Source organism: Bacillus pumilus (genome assembly GCF_009937765.1).
Taxonomy (GTDB): domain Bacteria; phylum Bacillota; class Bacilli; order Bacillales; family Bacillaceae; genus Bacillus; species Bacillus pumilus_O.
Genome location: NZ_CP047089.1, coordinates 1,553,335 through 1,570,374 on the forward strand (window position 1 = coordinate 1,553,335; position 17,040 = coordinate 1,570,374).

Here is a 17,040-nt window from a genome sequence, read left to right on the forward strand (position 1 = left end):
TGATTGACGAAAACAAAAGGCATTTAGTAATATAAATAAAAGATGAGTATGTGCTGATGAACGTGATATATCGTAAGCGTGGATCAGGAAGAGTACGAGCAAGACCCTAAAGAGAGGGAGACCATGAGCTGAAAGGTTTCCTAGGATATACTTGTTTGGAAGGTCGCCTGTGAGCTTAATTTCTTGAATGAACAAGTAGAGAAATTCGGGAGAACCCCGTTATCCTTTAGAGTGTATGGGACACGTCTATGTGTTCCATGAAAAAAGGTGGTACCGCGAAAAAGCTTTTTCGTCCTTTTATAAGGATGAAAAGGCTTTTTTTATGTTTCATCAGCCGAAAAAATGTGGAGGTTACATAAATGGAAACAAATAATCAAGAAATGCCAACAAAGTACGACCCAAATGCGATTGAAAAAGACCGCTATACGTACTGGCTTGAAGGAAAATTCTTCGAAGCACAAAATGACAAAACGAAAGATCCATATACAGTCGTCATTCCTCCACCAAACGTGACAGGAAAACTGCACCTTGGGCATGCATGGGATTCGACTCTTCAAGACATCGTGACACGTATGAAACGGATGCAGGGCTATGACGTTCTATGGCTTCCAGGAATGGATCATGCCGGTATTGCGACCCAAGCAAAGGTCGAGGCAAAGCTTCGCGAAGAAGGCGTCAGCCGTTATGACCTTGGCCGCGAGAAATTTGTGGAAGAAACGTGGAAATGGAAAGAAGAATATGCGGACTTTATTCGCAGCCAGTGGGCGAAAATGGGACTTGGTCTTGATTACTCGCGTGAACGTTTTACATTGGATGAGGGTCTGAATAAAGCGGTACGCCAAGTGTTTGTTCAATTGTATGAAAAAGGGCTGATCTATCGCGGAGAGTACATCATTAACTGGGATCCAGCGACGAAAACGGCACTTTCTGATATTGAAGTCATTTATAAAGATGTTCAAGGCGCGTTTTATCACTTAAGATACCCACTTTCAGATGGCACGGGTTCAATTGAAATTGCGACGACAAGACCTGAAACAATGCTCGGAGATACAGCTGTTGCTGTGCACCCTGATGACGAACGTTACCAGCATTTGATTGGAAAAACAGTGGTCTTGCCAATTACAGGACGCGAGATTCCGATCGTTGCTGATGACTACGTCGATATGGAGTTTGGTTCAGGAGCTGTGAAAATTACACCTGCTCATGACCCGAATGACTTTGAGCTTGGAAACCGCCATGACCTAGAGCGTATTCTAGTCATGAATGAAGATGGCACAATGAATGCAAATGCACTGCAATACAAAGGGATGGACCGCTTTGAATGCCGTAAACAGCTTGTAAAAGACTTACAAGAAGAGGGTGTTTTGTTCAAAATTGAGGACCATATGCATTCAGTTGGTCATAGTGAGCGAAGCGGAGCTGTCGTTGAACCTTATTTATCAACACAATGGTTTGTAAAAATGCAGCCGCTAGCAGACGAAGCCATCAACCTTCAAAATGGGGACGACCAAGTTCAATTTGTTCCAGACCGCTTTGAAAAGACGTATTTACACTGGATGGAAAATATCCGTGACTGGTGTATTTCTCGTCAGCTATGGTGGGGACACCGCATTCCAGCTTGGTACCATAAAGAAACGAAAGAAGTATACGTAGGACTGGAAGCACCAGAAGATATAGAGAACTGGGAACAGGATAACGATGTGCTTGATACTTGGTTTAGTTCAGCGCTTTGGCCTTTCTCTACAATGGGCTGGCCGGATGCAGAGAGTGAAGACTTCAAGCGCTACTATCCAACAAACCTGCTTGTAACAGGCTATGACATCATTTTCTTCTGGGTCTCTCGCATGATCTTCCAAGGTCTTGAATTCACAGGAGAAAAACCGTTTAAAGACGTTCTTATTCATGGGCTGATCCGTGACGAGCAAGGACGTAAAATGAGTAAGTCGCTAGGAAACGGAATTGATCCAATGGAGGTCATCGACAAGTATGGTGCAGATTCATTAAGATATTTCTTAGCAACTGGAAGCTCACCAGGTCAGGATCTTCGCTTTAGCTTTGAAAAGGTTGAATCCACTTGGAACTTTGCGAACAAAATTTGGAACGCATCACGTTTTGCTTTAATGAACATGGATGGCTTAACGTATGATGAGCTTAATTTGACAGGAGAAAAATCAGTTGCTGATCAATGGATTTTAACCCGCTTAAATGAAACGATTGAAAGTGTCACACAGCTAGCTGACAAGTATGAATTCGGTGAAGTAGGCAGACATTTATACAACTTCATTTGGGATGACTTCTGTGATTGGTACATTGAGATGGCGAAGCTTCCGCTTTATGGAGAAGATGAAGCAGCAAAGAAAACGACTCGTTCGATCCTTGCGTACGTATTAGATCAGACGATGAGACTTCTTCATCCGTTCATGCCATTCTTAACAGAAGAAATCTGGCAGCATCTTCCGCACGAAGGTGAATCGATTACTGTCGCGGCTTGGCCGGAGGTGAAGCCGGAGCTTTCAAACGAACAAGCGTCTGCTGATATGAAACTGCTCGTGGAGCTCATCCGCTCTGTTCGTAACATCCGCAGTGAAGTGAATACGCCAATGAGCAAACAGGTGGAGCTGTACATTAAAGCCTCTACATCTGATGTGCAGGAACGCTTAGAGAAAAACCGTTCATATATTGAGCGCTTTACGAACCCAAGTGTACTTGAAATCGGCACAGATGTTCCAGCTAGTGATAAAGCGATGACGGCTGTTATTTCTGGAGCGGAGCTCATTCTGCCGCTTGAAGGTTTAATCAACTTAGATGAGGAAATCGCTCGTCTACAAAAAGAACTGGATAAGCTGACAAAAGAAGTAGAGCGCGTCCAGAAAAAGCTTGGCAACGAAGGCTTTATGAAAAAAGCGCCTGAAAGTGTCGTAGAAGAAGAGCGTGCGAAAGAACGTGACTATGTCGCAAAACGCGAAGCTGTTCAAAAGCGCATTGAAGAGCTGAAAGCATAAGGTTGAAAAGACGGCTCCTGACAAAATGGAGTCGTCTTTTTTGAAAATTTCGGATGAAATGAGAGATGACATTGTTTACAACCTATTATGAAGCCATTGAGTGGATTCACAGTAGATTGGCCTTTGGTGTAAAACCGGGTCTTCAAAGAATGAAGTGGCTGATGAACAAACTAAGCCATCCGGAACAACGCATAAAAGCAGTCCATGTTGCAGGTACAAATGGAAAAGGTTCAACGATTGCGTTTACTCGTTCCGTTTTACAGGCAGCAGGCTATTCAGTCGGCACCTTCACCTCCCCGTTTATCTTAACGTTCAATGAACGAATCAGCGTGAACGGAGCACCTATACAGGATGAAGAATGGTTAAGTTTGGTGAATAAAATCAAGCCTTTTGTTGATGAGTTAGACCAAACAGAGCTTGGTGCAGTAACAGAGTTTGAAATCATTACCGCATGTGCATTTGCTTATTTTGCCGATGTGCATCAAGTAGACTTTGTCCTATTAGAGACAGGGCTTGGCGGAAGACTTGATTCAACAAATGTTGCCGTCCCTATCTTAACAGCGATTACGTCGATTGGTCATGATCATATGGCGATTTTAGGTGACACACTTGAACAAATTGCATCTGAAAAAGCAGGCATTATCAAAGTGGGTATTCCGATGATCACTGCTGTTCATCAACCGGAAGCTCTTGCGGTCATTCAAAACATCGCAAAAGAAAAAAAGGCGGAATGCATTTCATTACAAGAGACTTGTACCTTCAGTCATCAGCAGCCAACAGAAACAGGAGAACAATTTACATTAAACACATCAAAAAGGCAGTATCCACACCTTGAAACAGGGTTAATCGGAACGCATCAACGGCAAAATGCTTCCCTTGCTGTTCTGCTCATTGAATGGCTCGAGCAAGAAGGCTATATTAGCGTGACTGAAGAGCAAGTATATGAAGGTATTCGGCATGCAGTTTGGGCTGGAAGGTTTGAAAAAGTCAAAGACCATCCACCAGTTTATTTGGACGGTGCTCATAATGAAGAAGGAATCGACCGCTTAATTGAAACGGTACAAGCCCATTTTTCTAGTAAACAAGTGCATATCTGTTTTAGTGCTTTAAAAGATAAGCCGTACAAGCAAATGATTCAAAAACTTGAAGCCGTTAGTGCCTCTATCCACTTTGTTTCATTTGATTTTCCAAGAGCTGAATCAGCGGAAAAGCTTTATGCATGCAGTCAGTTAGAGGCAAAATCGTATGATGATGACCCTCATACAGTACTTGAATGGATTCAGAAAAAGAGTGATGATCCTTCAGCGGTGATCCTTGTGACAGGCTCTCTTTATTTTATTTCAGATATACGAAATCGTATGATTGGGTAACGAAAAGACGCAAATGGCTTTGATGCCTCCTGCGTCTTTTTCTTTTTATATGTAGAAGAGGGGGAAAATCATATTTTCACTAGATGATTTAGCGGGTAGGGTCATGGTAAAATCCGGTCTATCTTATTCCCGGAAGGAGTTCCACATATGATTGAGATTTTTCTGTTTCTTGCAGGCATCACGATGGGATCGTTCTTCCATCTCGTTGGCGAAAGGCTACCGGTGAAGCGTTCTATTCTCTTCCCTCGCTCTCACTGCACAGCCTGTAAACAGCCGCTATCCCTGCACGAAATGATCCCGCTCGTTTCTTATGCTGTATGGAAGGGGTCTTGTAAACATTGCGGCATTCGGCTATCTTGGCTCTATCCAACGATTGAGCTGCTGTCAGGCAGTCTTTTTTTGTTCATTTATAGGATCGCTGGTGGTTTTTCGTTTGAAGGTCTTTTTCTTATGATTCTTTGTAGTTTATTCGTGATTGCTGTCGTGAGTGATCTTCTCTATATGAAGGTGCCGAACGAGCTGTTTCTCTTCTTTTTCCCTCTTTTCGTCATATACCGCACGCTGGAACCGCTTCTAATCTGGTGGGAAGGTGCGGCTTCTCTCATTTTTTGCATTCTTTTGTTTTCTAGTCTAGATTATTTTAAGCCAAATAGTATGGGCGGAGCTGATATGAAGCTGTTCAGTGTGCTTGCGTTTTGCTTTGGTTTCAAACCGTTCCTTCTCATGCTTTTTCTCTCATGTATCGTTGGAATGGTTTATGCAAAGGTCTTTTCCTTTCGATTAAGCGAGCCATTTCCTTTTGTTCCTTCGATCGCTATTTCTTTTTTACTGTATCTCTGTGGTACTCCTGTCTTGTTTCTATTTGGCTAGTCGAAGGAGTGAAAAAATTGGCGAACACTTTTTTGCCCTGCCGACAAAAGTCTTGTTCTTTTTTTTGATTGCTATGTTAAAGTGTGAAACAGAAAGAAGGACGGGTTAAATTCGCGCTGATTCATTGGACAGAAAGGTCTTTCTTACAAACATGTCAGAAAGCGGGGAATGACAGTGAAAAAGAGGCAGGCAAAAAAACAAGGGCTAAAGGTCAATATTAATGGCAAGGAAGAAATGGTACATGAAGATGATCATCAGCCACCGAAACAGCAAGAAGATCAAGTGACGTTTTCGAATTGGGAAGAAAAGAGACATTCGGAACAGGAGACAGCCGCTTCTCAGGAAGATCCGTCTAAACCGAAAGAAGAAGATTTCCAGTGGGATGATGCGGCTGATCATATTTATCATTCTGATCCAAAAGTCGTCACCCCTTATCAAAAGAAAAAAAGCTCCTTTGATCAAAAGTTCGGTAAAAATCGTGGTCCCTTCAAGAGAGTGATGACAACGATTGTGTTTGCGGTCGTTCTTGGGACAGGTCTCGGGGTGTTTGCGCTTAGTTTAAGTAAAGATAGTACACCAAATCCTTCAGGTGGAGATATCAGTGTCTCGGCATCTGGATCTGGAAATCAATCATCGATGAAAGCCGGCGGGGATGCGCCGAAAGCAGGTACTACAGATGAATCAAAAGAGAACAAAGAAGAAAAAAGTGCCTCTGGCAGTTTATCAACCTTTGTTGTACAAGCTGGGAAATTCTCTTCTGAAAAAGGAGCAGATGACTTAGTTGGCAGTTTAAAAGATGCAGGATATGCAGGGAAAAAGATTTCCATGGATGATGGGTATTATGTTATTGCTGGACTTGCGACAGAGCAGGGGATGACAAGCGCTGTAGGGAAGAAATTGATTGATCAGCACTTTGAGGCATGGGGAGGAAAAGAGCTCTCATTTCAAGTGCCGGACGAGCTGACTAATTTAATAGAAAAGGCATCTGTATTATCATCCAAAGTGATTGCAGGCGATGAAGTGGATCAAAAGGAAGTGACGCAGCTAATTTCTGAGCTTGAAAGTGCCAAAACAGAGGACGCACCGGCTAAAAGCAGTTTGCTGAAAGCTGTTCAACTGTTAAATGACCCAACTGCTGAAAATGGCTGGAAATCTCAGCAGGCATTACTTGATCAATTAAATACGTAAAATCATTTTTTAAGAAACGAAACTAGTCAAAAAATGACTAGTTTTTTTCTTTTGTATCCAACATAATGATGAAGATACATGAAAAATGAATTTTCGTAAATTGTCGGTAAGATGTACATTTGCTAGGATGAATGGGTATCTTACTTCTTAGGCTAAACCCTGAAAGGATGAACAAACATGAACCAATTGATTCTCGCATCGCAGTCACCTAGAAGAAAAGAATTGCTTGATCTAGCAGGGTTTTCTTATGACATTCAAGCAAGTCATTTAAAAGAAGAAATAAATCGAAACCTTTCTCCTGCTGAGAACGTCCAATGGTTGGCAGAACAAAAAGCAAATGATATTCAAAGATTAAATCCCAAAGCTGTGGTCATTGGTGCAGATACAATTGTTGCAATTGACGGCAAATGTCTTGGGAAACCAAAAGATAAGAAAGAAGCAGCTTTCATGCTTCAATTATTATCAGGAAAGACACATCAAGTCTTGACGGGTGTCACGGTTCAGTCAGAGAATAGAAAAGAAACATTTTATGAACAGACAGAAGTGACATTTTGGACGCTGACTCAAAATGAAATAGACCGCTATATCGAAACGGGCGAACCCCTTGATAAAGCGGGAAGCTATGGCATTCAAGGGAAAGGCGCACTGTTTGTTCAAAAAATAGATGGTGATTATTTTTCCGTTGTCGGTCTACCTATTGCAAAAACAGTCAGAGTGCTTGAAACCTTTGGAATCACCCCTTTTTGAAGACAGGAAGGAATTCTAAAAGGAGTGGTCATCCTGAACGATTTCCCTATGCTGCTAAAGCATTTCCCTCATGATGAAAAACCGAGAGAACGTTTTATTAAATACGGGCCCAGCAGTTTGTCAAATCATGAACTTGTTGCGATCCTTCTAAGAACAGGCACAAAAAAAGAATCCGTTCTCCAAATTTCTGCAAGACTTCTGCAAACATTCGGTGGTCTTCGCTCTGTAAGAGAAGCCTCAATTGAAGAAATGTCGAAGATTCGAGGAGTTGGAAAGGCGAAGGCGATTTCTCTTTTAGCTGCTTTAGAACTCGGCACTAGATTACACCATCAAACGACGGATAACCGCTATGTGATCCGCACACCAGAAGACGGAGCGAACTTTGTGATGGAAGATATGAGGTTTTTGACACAGGAAAATTTCGTTTGTCTGTATCTCAATACAAAAAATCAAGTTCTTCATAAACACACCGTGTTTATTGGAAGCCTGAATTCATCGATCGTTCACCCGCGTGAAATTTTCAAAGAGGCCTTTAAACGTTCGGCCGCTTCATTTATATGTGTGCACAACCATCCATCTGGAGATCCGACGCCCAGCAGGGAAGATATTGAAGTGACACAGCGACTTTTTGAATGTGGAAAGCTGATTGGAATACAGCTGCTTGATCATCTAGTCATAGGTGATCAAAAATTTGTGAGTTTGAAGGAAAAAGGGTATTTGTAACACTTTTTTTTTCAATGTTTTACGATATAATAGAGTTTATGAGTTTTTCCCTAAAGGGAATTTTGGTTTAAGAAAGGAAGATACATACATATGTTTGGAATTGGTACAAAAGACCTTGGAATAGATCTTGGAACAGCGAATACGCTTGTTTTTATTAAAGGAAAAGGCATTGTTGTAAGAGAACCTTCGGTCGTAGCCTTGGAAACTGATACGAAGTCTATAGTGGCAGTCGGAAATGATGCTAGGAATATGATTGGCCGTACACCTGGTAATGTTGTGGCACTACGCCCGATGAAAGACGGAGTCATTGCAGATTACGAGACGACAGCAACAATGATGAAATATTACATTAATCAAGCATTAAAAGGCAAAGGGCTTTTTGCTCGTAAACCTTACGTGATGGTATGTGTACCATCTGGTATTACAGCTGTAGAAGAACGTGCAGTCATTGATGCAACAAGACAAGCCGGTGCACGTGACGCATACCCGATTGAAGAGCCATTTGCGGCAGCGATTGGTGCGAACCTTCCTGTATGGGAGCCAACAGGAAGTATGGTTGTAGACATTGGCGGCGGTACAACAGAGGTAGCCATTATTTCTCTTGGCGGTATTGTGACATCACAATCAATCCGCGTGGCAGGAGATGAAATGGATGATGCAATCAGCAGCTACATCCGTAAAACGTATAACCTGATGATCGGTGATCGTACGTCAGAAGCGATTAAAATGGAAATCGGTTCTGCGCAGCCTGATGTACATGATGAAATGGACATTCGGGGTCGTGACCTTTTAACAGGTCTGCCAAAAACAATCTCGATTACAGCAGATGAGATTGCAAAAGCGCTTCGCGATACAGTGGAAACCATTGTTGATGCGGTGAAAATGACACTTGAAAAAACACCGCCTGAGCTGGCAGCAGATATTATGGACCGCGGAATCGTTTTAACTGGCGGTGGTGCATTGCTTCGTAATCTTGACAAAGTGATTAGTGATGAGACGAAGATGCCAGTCATTATTGCGGAAGATCCGCTTGACTGTGTGGCGATCGGAACAGGAAAAGCACTAGAGCATATTCATTTGTTCAAAGGAAAATCAAAAGATAATCGATAATCGGGCGTAAATAAAGAGGTGTAAGACATGCCGCAGTTTTTTATGAATAAAAGATTAATGTTGCTCCTTGTCTGTGTCATCGTACTGGTGGCCATGATTGGTTTTTCAGTGAAAAGCGGCAGAGGTGCTTCATGGCCGGAAAAATTAGTGGGGGATACGACAGGCTTTTTTCAAGGTGTCTTTCATAAACCATCACAATTTATTGCCGGTATGTATGGGAACGTACAAGATTTAAAGAACACATACGATGAAAACGAACGTCTTCGAAAAAAACTTGATGGACAAACTCAATATGAGGCGAAACTTCAAGAACTAGAAGATGAGAACAAAAAGCTTCGCAAGCAGCTCGGTTATGTGAACTCTATTCGTGATTATACGCCAATTCTATCAACGGTTATCGCGAGAAACCCGTCCCTTTGGGATAGCTTTGTCATGATTGATAAAGGGAAAAAACAAGGCGTTGACAAAGATATGGCGGTCACAAATGAGAGTGGTGCGTTAATTGGGAAAATTGAAAGTGATAAGCTCAACAATTTTACTTCGACAGTAAGGTTGCTAAGCTCCACTGACCAAAATAATAGAATTTCAACGAAAATTTTTGCGAAAAAGGGCAAAGAAGAACTCAACGGAATTATTAACGGCTATGACAGTAAGAAAAAAATGCTGACAATGAATATTCTGAAATCTGATGCAGATGGAGATGTCAAAAAAGGAGATCTTGTTGAAACATCTGGAGCAGGGGGCGTATTCCCTCAAGGCTTGACGATTGGTAAGGTAAGTGAAATCGAGCCAGATCATTACGGCCTGACAAAGATCATTTATGTAGAACCAGCGGCTGAACTCAACAATTTAGACCGCGTGATTGTGGTGAATCGCAGCTCAAGTACGGCAGATGCATCTGTATTGACGAAGGAGGAAGGCTCGTGAGACGTGTCCTTCTTGCTTTCGTCATGTTGTTTATCTTCGTATTTGACAGTATTTTTGTCGATCTAGTGAAGCTCCCATTTGTTTCAGACAATCAAATTTTAGCTCCTCATTTCATCTTACTCGCACTCGTATTTATGACGGCTTTTGTGAATCAAAAATATGGTGTGATTTTCGGTTTTATCTTTGGACTTTTATATGATATTTCGTATACAGGCATACTTGGTGTTCATATGTTTGGCTTTGGAGCGCTCTGCTATTTGCTAGCGAAAGCCTTTAAAGTTTTGCAAACGAATATGTTAGTGGTCGTCTTTCTGTCGATTATTGCTGTTTCCGTAATGGAGTTTTATGTGTACGGCGTTCAAGCGACAATTCAACCCGGGATTATGCCGTTTAATACGTATGTCATCGAACGCTTTATTCCAACGATTCTTTTAAATACTGCTGCGTCTCTCATACTTGTTGTGCCGCTTAGGCTCTTTTTCATCAACATGAAACAAGAACTGATCGACGAATAAAAGCAGGAGTTTGTCCAAATACGGCGAAATGAGTATGTTGTTGAGGTGAGCATCTTGAAAACTCAAAAACAGCAATATGTGACGATAAAAGGTACTAAAAACGGATTAACATTACAGTTAAATGATGACTGTTCGTTTGATGACCTTCTTTCTGGCTTGCGAGAGGTTCTTTTACTTGAGCAATATACAGATGGAAGGGAAGGTCATAAGGTTAATGTGCATATTAAGCTTGGTTTTCGGTATTTAACAGAGGATCAGGAAATGCGTTTGACTGAAGCAGTCTCTGAAAATGAACATCTCGTCATTCACTCTATTGAAAGTGACGTCATGTCAACTGAAGAGGCGAAACGATTAAAAGCAGAGGCCGAAATTACCTCTGTAGCCAAAATTGTACGCTCAGGACAGGTACTGTATGTTGAAGGAGATCTCTTATTAATAGGAGATGTCAATCCTGGTGGAACGATTCGTGCAGGGGGAAATATTTTTGTGCTCGGCGCTTTAAAAGGCGTGGCACATGCTGGATGTAATGGAAATAAACAAGCTGTCATTGCGGCATCTCGTATGATTCCAACTCAGCTTCGCATCGCACAAGTGTTTAACCGTGCACCGGATCAAAAAGAAGATGGAAATGAAATGGAATGTGCTTATTTAGATATAGATGGCAACATGATCATTGAACGCCTGCAGCAATTGGCTCATATAAGACCTAATCTGACAAGGCTTGAGGGAGGAATGTGAAATTGGGCGAGGCTATTGTGATTACCTCAGGAAAAGGCGGCGTTGGCAAAACAACAACATCTGCAAACTTAGGCACAGCACTAGCAATTCAAGGGAAAAAAGTGTGTCTAGTTGATACCGATATTGGCCTTCGGAATTTAGATGTCGTGATGGGGCTTGAGAACCGCATTATTTACGATCTAGTCGATGTAGTAGAAGGAAGATGTAAAATCCATCAGGCGCTTGTAAAAGATAAGCGTTTCGAGGATCTTTTGTATCTTTTACCTGCTGCTCAAACAAGCGATAAAACAGCTGTAGAGCCAGAGCAGATCAAAGAATTAATTCAATCATTGAAACAAGACTTTGATTATGTCGTCATTGATTGCCCTGCTGGAATTGAGCAAGGCTTTAAAAATGCTGTATCTGGTGCAGATAAGGCAATTGTCGTGACGACGCCTGAGATCTCAGCTGTGAGAGATGCCGACCGTATCATTGGCTTGTTAGAACAAGAAGATATCGAACCACCTCGTTTGATTGTCAACCGTATTCGTACACACATGGCGAAAAGTGGCGATTCAATGGATGTGGATGAAGTTGTCCATCACTTATCGATTGATCTTCTTGGCATTGTTGCTGATGATGATGACGTGATTAAGGCTTCAAATAATGGCGAACCGATTGTCATGGATGCTAAAAACAAAGTATCGATTGCGTATCGAAATATCGCTCGCCGTGTACTAGGCGAATCTGTTCCACTTCAATCATTTGAAGATGAAAACAAAGGAATGTTTGCTAAGCTGAAAGCATTTTTTGGTGTGAGAGCTTAATCAGCATTTAGGTAAGACGAGACCGATTCGGTGAGAATCGGTCTTTTTGTTGCATATCAGATGAGGTTGCCACATAAAATGTACAAACTGTTTGTATGTAAAGGGTGATCTCATGAAAAGAGTGGACGAGTACCGAAAGAAAATCGCGCAGCGCCGCAAAACGAAGCATTCAGTTGCTCCATCTAAGAAGACGACCTTCAAGAAAAAAGAGGATATTCCTCCATGGGTCATGTTAACAGAGGAAGAAAAGCATTCAGGGTCGTCTTCCTTTGAAGCGTCGTCTCATCAACCGAAGAAATATCAGCATCCACTATTTAACCCCAATGCCTTTGTACTGAAATGTTTATTATCTGCATCCCTTGTGTTGATTGCAGCTATATCGTTTAAAGGTCAGGCAGGGCCGTTCCAGCAGCTGAAGCCGATCATTACGCAGACCTTTGAGCAGGATTTTCAATTTGCTGCTGCTAATCGCTGGTTTGAGAAAACAGTTGGAAACCCCCTTGCCTTTTTAACGGACAAAAAGGAAGACCAAAAAGATGTACAAGCGAACCATGAACTGGCCGTACCTGCTTCTGGAAAAGTTCAGGAATCCTTTACGCAAAATGGAGCAGGTGTCAAAGTCGAAACATCGGCTGAAGCGATAGACAGTATGAAGGAAGGCTATGTAGTGGAAGTGAAAAAGAAAAGTGACACAGGGCTGACAGTGGTCGTGCAGCATGCGGATAACAGCTATAGCTGGTACGGTCAATTAAAGGAAGCTGATGTGGCCTTATACGATTTTGTTGATAAGGGTGAGAAAATTGGTCAGATCTCACTTGATGATCAAGGAAAGGGCACATATTACTTTGCTATTAAGCAAAATGAACAGTTTATCGATCCTATTCAGGTGATGACCTTTGAATAGATGGCTGGTCATGCTGACGAAAATTCACATTCATCCGCTGCTGTGGATTGTGATGGCGTTTGCGATTCTCTCTGGTCAAATCAAGCCGCTACTTTGTCTGCTCATCATCGTCTTTGTCCATGAGCTTGGACATGCAGCGGTTGCTTGCTATTATCATTGGCGCATTCGGCGGATTTTTCTACTCCCGTTTGGCGGAGCGGTAGAAGTAGAAGAGCATGGGAACCGCCCGCTAAAGGAAGAGCTGGCGGTCATTTTATGCGGGCCGCTTCAGCATGTACCGCTCCAGCTTATGGCGTGGTTTTTTATGGAGGCTTCTCTTATTTCACACGACATTTTTACGATGTTCACTTTTTATAATATGGCGATTTTCCTTGTGAATCTTTTGCCGATTTGGCCGCTAGATGGCGGAAAATTATTCTTTTTGCTCTTATCAGCATATTACCCTTTCCAACGTGCACATACCCTTGCCATAAAAGGCTCTCTTGTCTTTTTCAGTCTATTGACAGGCGGATTACTTTTGTTTGCGCCGCTTCAATTCAACGGCTGGGTACTGCTCACTTTTTTAGCCTATTCACTCGTGATGGAGCACCGGCAGCGGCATTATGTCAGGGTTCGCTTTTTACTAGAACGCTATTACGGTAAAAAAGAGCAAAAGGTAGAAAAGCTGATTCCTCTGAGAGCGAGCGCTGAGGAAAAAATATATGAAGTCATGGCGCGATTCCAAAGAGGCTGTAAGCATCCGATTATTATTGAAAGAGATGGCTTGAAAATGAGCCAGCTTGATGAAAATGAACTGCTTCATGCGTATTTTTCAGATCGAAGAACCACCTCCTCCATGGAAGAGCTTCTTTTGCCGTACTAGTGATGAAAATACGTTGACATTCTGCGTCTAATTTGATATATTTTTTAATGTTATGGATATGTAGCACCCGTGCTACAACCGCGCGAAGCAGGTGTAAAGAGCCTAAGGCCCCCTGTATTCGGCGAGTCTGAGTTTATTAGGAGGTGCAGAGATGTACGCAATTATCGAAACTGGTGGTAAACAAGTAAAAGTTGAAGAAGGTCAAACTGTTTATATTGAAAAACTAGCTGCTGAAGCAGGTGAAACAGTAACTTTTGAAAACGTATTGTTTGTCGGCGGAGACACTGTGAAAGTGGGTAACCCTTCAGTTGCTGGAGCAACAGTAACGGCTAAAGTTGAAAAACAAGGTCGCGGTAAGAAAATTACTGTGTTCAAGTACAAACCGAAGAAAAACAACCACAAGAAACAAGGTCATCGTCAACCTTACACTAAAGTTGTTATCGAAAAAATCAACGCTTAAGGCGTGTGAGTGATATGATCAAAGCAACCATTACTCGGTCGAAAGCAGATGAAAGCATTACGTCTTTTCAGATGACTGGACATGCCGAGTTTGCTGAAAAAGGTCAGGATCTCGTTTGTGCAGGAGTATCTGCTGTTGTTTTCGGCTCAGTCAATTCAATTATTGCACTGACAGGATTGGACCCTCTGCTTGATATTGGCGAGGAAGGCGGCTATTTCTCTTTTGAAATGCCGGTTGATACAGATCCAGTATCCTTTGAAAAAGCCCAGCTGCTTTTAGAAGGTATGGTCGTTTCCTTAGAAACAATTGAACGAGATTATCACGATTATGTGAGAATATCTACAAAAAAATAGGAGGTGAACTTCATGCTTAGATTAGATCTTCAATTTTTCGCATCTAAAAAAGGGGTAGGTTCTACAAAGAACGGACGTGACTCTGAGTCTAAACGTTTAGGCGCTAAACGTGCTGATGGTCAATTCGTAACTGGTGGTTCTATCCTTTATCGTCAACGTGGAACGAAAATCTATCCAGGTGAAAACGTTGGGCGCGGAGGCGACGACACTCTTTTCGCTAAAATCGACGGAACAGTTAAATTCGAACGTTTCGGTCGTGACCGTAAAAAAGTGAGCGTATATCCTGCGGCACAATAATTGCTAAAAACTCCGGTCATTGACTGGAGTTTTTTTCACTTTTTACAAGTAGTATCGAAGATGAAAAAGAAGATGCACTCCATCAATATCAAAGAACGTTTGCTGACTTTGCCTCATTTTCTCCTATAGATCAGAAAAAACAACCTTTCCTCACATAACTAGTGTTTTTCTATGCTGTCTTCTCTGTTATAATTCAGGGAGACATATTGATGATAAGACTCCTAAAAGAGAGACCAAACGATTGGGAGTGCGATAATGGAAGAGATATCAAGTAAACAAAACGAAAAATTAACTCACGTTGCATTAACAAATGAATTGATCTATCTGCTCAGTCGTTCAAGACATGACTGGATGAATAAATTGCAGCTGATCAAGGGCAACTTGACATTAGAAAAATATGACCGTGTGTTTGAAATTATAGAAGAAATGGTCATTGAAGCACAGCATGAATCCAAACTCTCAAATTTAAAAATTCCCCAATTGGCCTATTACTTTCTAACATTTAATTGGGAGTCGCATTTTATCACCCTAGAATATGAAGTGCTTGGTGAAACCCGAGACTTATCAGCATATGAATCGCAGCTGCTAACGGTATCACAGGAGTTGTTTTCGATATTCGATCAATCAGTTTGCCAAAAAACTGAAAATCATTTAACGGTCACGTTCCAAACAGATCATGAAGAGAATGATGTGGTCTTATATTTTGATTTCAAAGGAAAATTAACAAGTTTGGATGCGTTAAATGCGTTTCATGACGCAAACTATCCATGTATGAGTGTAGTTCAATTTCATGTGACAAGTCATGAGTCCATGATTGAGCTTTGTTTGAGGCAAGAATGAGATATGTGATGCAGAGAAACGGAGGAAGTTATGTTTGTAGATCAGGTTAAAGTGTATGTTAAAGGCGGTGACGGCGGAAACGGTATGGTGGCGTTTCGTCGTGAAAAATATGTGCCAAAAGGCGGACCGGCTGGCGGCGACGGTGGAAATGGTGCAGATGTGGTATTTGAAGTAGACGAAGGACTCAGAACATTGATGGACTTTCGTTACAAACGCCATTTTAAGGCGGATCGCGGCGAGCACGGAATGAGTAAAAACCAGCATGGCCGAAATGCGGAAGAAATGATTGTCAAAGTTCCGCCCGGTACGGTTGTGACGGATGCAGAGACAGAACAAGTACTTGCAGACTTAACCGAGCATGGGCAGCGGGCAGTCATTGCAAAAGGCGGCCGAGGCGGCCGAGGAAATTCACGTTTCGCAACACCGGCAAACCCTGCACCACAGCTTTCTGAAAATGGCGAGCCAGGTAAAGAACGTGACGTCATCTTAGAATTAAAAGTACTTGCAGATGTTGGACTTGTAGGTTTCCCAAGTGTCGGGAAGTCGACGCTGCTATCCATTGTCTCTGCTGCGAAACCGAAAATTGCGGATTATCATTTTACAACGCTTGTGCCGAACCTAGGGGTTGTCGAAACAGATGATAACCGAAGCTTCGTCATGGCGGATCTGCCAGGACTGATCGAAGGCGCGCATGAAGGCGTTGGCTTAGGTCATCAATTTTTACGTCACATTGAGCGGACACGTGTCATTGTTCATGTCATTGATATGTCAGCACTTGAAGGACGTGACCCGTACGAAGATTATGTGACCATTAACGAAGAGCTTGAGCAATACAATATGAGATTGACTGAGCGTCCACAAATCATTGTAGCGAACAAAATGGACATGCCAGATGCAGCTGACAATCTAGCGGCATTTAAAGAAAAATTAACGGATGATTATAAAGTGTTCCCTATTAGTGCGATCACAAGAGAAGGGCTTCGTGAGCTTTTATTTGAAATCGCCAATCAGCTTGAAACAACTCCCGAATTCCCGCTTTATAATGAAGAGGAACTGTCTGATAACCGCGTGATGTACAGGTTTGATGAGGGAGATGCACCATTTGAGATCACAAGAGATCCTGACGGTACATTTGTCATTACGGGTAAAGCACTTGAGCGACTGTTTAAGATGACAGATTTCTCAAGAGATGAGTCCGTGAAACGATTCTCTAGACAATTGCGCGGAATGGGTGTCGATGATGCCTTGCGTGAGCGTGGTGCACAAGATGGCGACATCATTCGTCTGCTTGAATTTGAATTTGAATTTATTGATTGATCAACAGGAGG

At 42.2% G+C, this 17,040-nt stretch carries 18 protein-coding genes and 2 other annotated features; all 18 genes read left to right on the forward strand.

The annotated features are described in order from the left end of the window. Positions 1-70 precede the first annotated feature (70 nt). Positions 71-300, forward strand: a binding site (T-box leader). 59 nt (positions 301-359) lie between these two features. Next, on the forward strand, positions 360-3,002 hold the full coding sequence (locus tag GPS65_RS07520; RefSeq protein WP_119125188.1) for a valine--tRNA ligase: 2,643 nt from the start codon (positions 360-362) through the stop codon (positions 3,000-3,002). A 71-nt stretch (positions 3,003-3,073) separates the two neighbouring features. Then, entirely contained in the window at positions 3,074-4,372 is a 1,299-nt protein-coding gene (locus GPS65_RS07525; protein WP_202914166.1) for a glutamate ligase domain-containing protein, read from the forward strand. Positions 4,373-4,519: 147 nt separating this feature from the next. After that, complete coding sequence (locus tag GPS65_RS07530; protein ID WP_119125186.1) at positions 4,520-5,242, forward strand: prepilin peptidase; 723 nt, start codon at positions 4,520-4,522, stop codon at positions 5,240-5,242. Between the two features lie 168 nt (positions 5,243-5,410). After that, positions 5,411-6,430 (forward strand): SPOR domain-containing protein, encoded by a 1,020-nt coding sequence (locus tag GPS65_RS07535; protein ID WP_088002221.1) that lies wholly within the window; start codon positions 5,411-5,413, stop codon positions 6,428-6,430. 177 nt (positions 6,431-6,607) lie between these two features. Further along, positions 6,608-7,177 (forward strand): Maf family protein, encoded by a 570-nt coding sequence (locus GPS65_RS07540; RefSeq protein ID WP_012010768.1) that lies wholly within the window; start codon positions 6,608-6,610, stop codon positions 7,175-7,177. Between the two features lie 48 nt (positions 7,178-7,225). Then, positions 7,226-7,900, forward strand: a complete 675-nt coding sequence (gene radC / locus GPS65_RS07545; protein ID WP_088002219.1) for a RadC family protein — start codon at positions 7,226-7,228, stop codon at positions 7,898-7,900. A 90-nt stretch (positions 7,901-7,990) separates the two neighbouring features. Further along, a complete protein-coding gene (locus GPS65_RS07550) occupies positions 7,991-9,010 on the forward strand; it encodes a rod shape-determining protein (RefSeq protein WP_012010766.1) in 1,020 nt (339 codons plus the stop codon). Between the two features lie 27 nt (positions 9,011-9,037). After that, positions 9,038-9,937, forward strand: coding sequence for a rod shape-determining protein MreC (mreC, locus tag GPS65_RS07555; protein ID WP_012010765.1), 900 nt, complete (start codon positions 9,038-9,040; stop codon positions 9,935-9,937). Beyond that, positions 9,934-10,452: a rod shape-determining protein MreD gene (mreD, locus tag GPS65_RS07560; protein ID WP_012010764.1), complete on the forward strand. Its 519-nt coding sequence runs from the start codon at positions 9,934-9,936 to the stop codon at positions 10,450-10,452. The genes mreC and mreD overlap by 4 nt, the downstream gene beginning before the upstream one ends. Before the next feature lie 54 nt (positions 10,453-10,506). Beyond that, positions 10,507-11,190 (forward strand): septum site-determining protein MinC, encoded by a 684-nt coding sequence (gene minC / locus GPS65_RS07565; RefSeq protein ID WP_088002215.1) that lies wholly within the window; start codon positions 10,507-10,509, stop codon positions 11,188-11,190. Between the two features lie 2 nt (positions 11,191-11,192). Continuing rightward, the gene (gene minD, locus GPS65_RS07570; protein WP_003216504.1) at positions 11,193-11,996 is read left to right on the forward strand and encodes a septum site-determining protein MinD; all 804 of its coding nucleotides are present in this window, start codon (positions 11,193-11,195) and stop codon (positions 11,994-11,996) included. 112 nt (positions 11,997-12,108) lie between these two features. Then, positions 12,109-12,900: a M23 family metallopeptidase gene (locus GPS65_RS07575; protein WP_012010762.1), complete on the forward strand. Its 792-nt coding sequence runs from the start codon at positions 12,109-12,111 to the stop codon at positions 12,898-12,900. Further along, positions 12,893-13,762: a M50 family metallopeptidase gene (locus tag GPS65_RS07580; protein ID WP_012010761.1), complete on the forward strand. Its 870-nt coding sequence runs from the start codon at positions 12,893-12,895 to the stop codon at positions 13,760-13,762. Before GPS65_RS07575 ends, GPS65_RS07580 begins: the two co-directional genes overlap by 8 nt. Positions 13,763-13,828: 66 nt before the next feature. Further along, positions 13,829-13,901: a sequence feature (ribosomal protein L21 leader region), on the forward strand. 12 nt (positions 13,902-13,913) lie between these two features. Then, positions 13,914-14,222: a 50S ribosomal protein L21 gene (rplU, locus tag GPS65_RS07585; RefSeq protein ID WP_012010760.1), complete on the forward strand. Its 309-nt coding sequence runs from the start codon at positions 13,914-13,916 to the stop codon at positions 14,220-14,222. Between the two features lie 14 nt (positions 14,223-14,236). Then, entirely contained in the window at positions 14,237-14,575 is a 339-nt protein-coding gene (locus tag GPS65_RS07590; protein ID WP_041815790.1) for a ribosomal-processing cysteine protease Prp, read from the forward strand. A 12-nt stretch (positions 14,576-14,587) separates the two neighbouring features. After that, on the forward strand, positions 14,588-14,872 hold the full coding sequence (gene rpmA / locus GPS65_RS07595) for a 50S ribosomal protein L27 (RefSeq protein ID WP_003216586.1): 285 nt from the start codon (positions 14,588-14,590) through the stop codon (positions 14,870-14,872). 255 nt (positions 14,873-15,127) lie between these two features. Beyond that, complete coding sequence (locus GPS65_RS07600; RefSeq protein WP_012010758.1) at positions 15,128-15,712, forward strand: sporulation initiation phosphotransferase B; 585 nt, start codon at positions 15,128-15,130, stop codon at positions 15,710-15,712. 30 nt (positions 15,713-15,742) lie between these two features. Beyond that, positions 15,743-17,029 carry a GTPase ObgE gene (obgE, locus tag GPS65_RS07605; RefSeq protein ID WP_119125185.1) on the forward strand — a complete coding sequence of 429 codons (1,287 nt, stop codon included), beginning with the start codon at positions 15,743-15,745 and terminating at the stop codon, positions 17,027-17,029. The last annotated feature ends 11 nt before the right edge of the window (positions 17,030-17,040 follow it).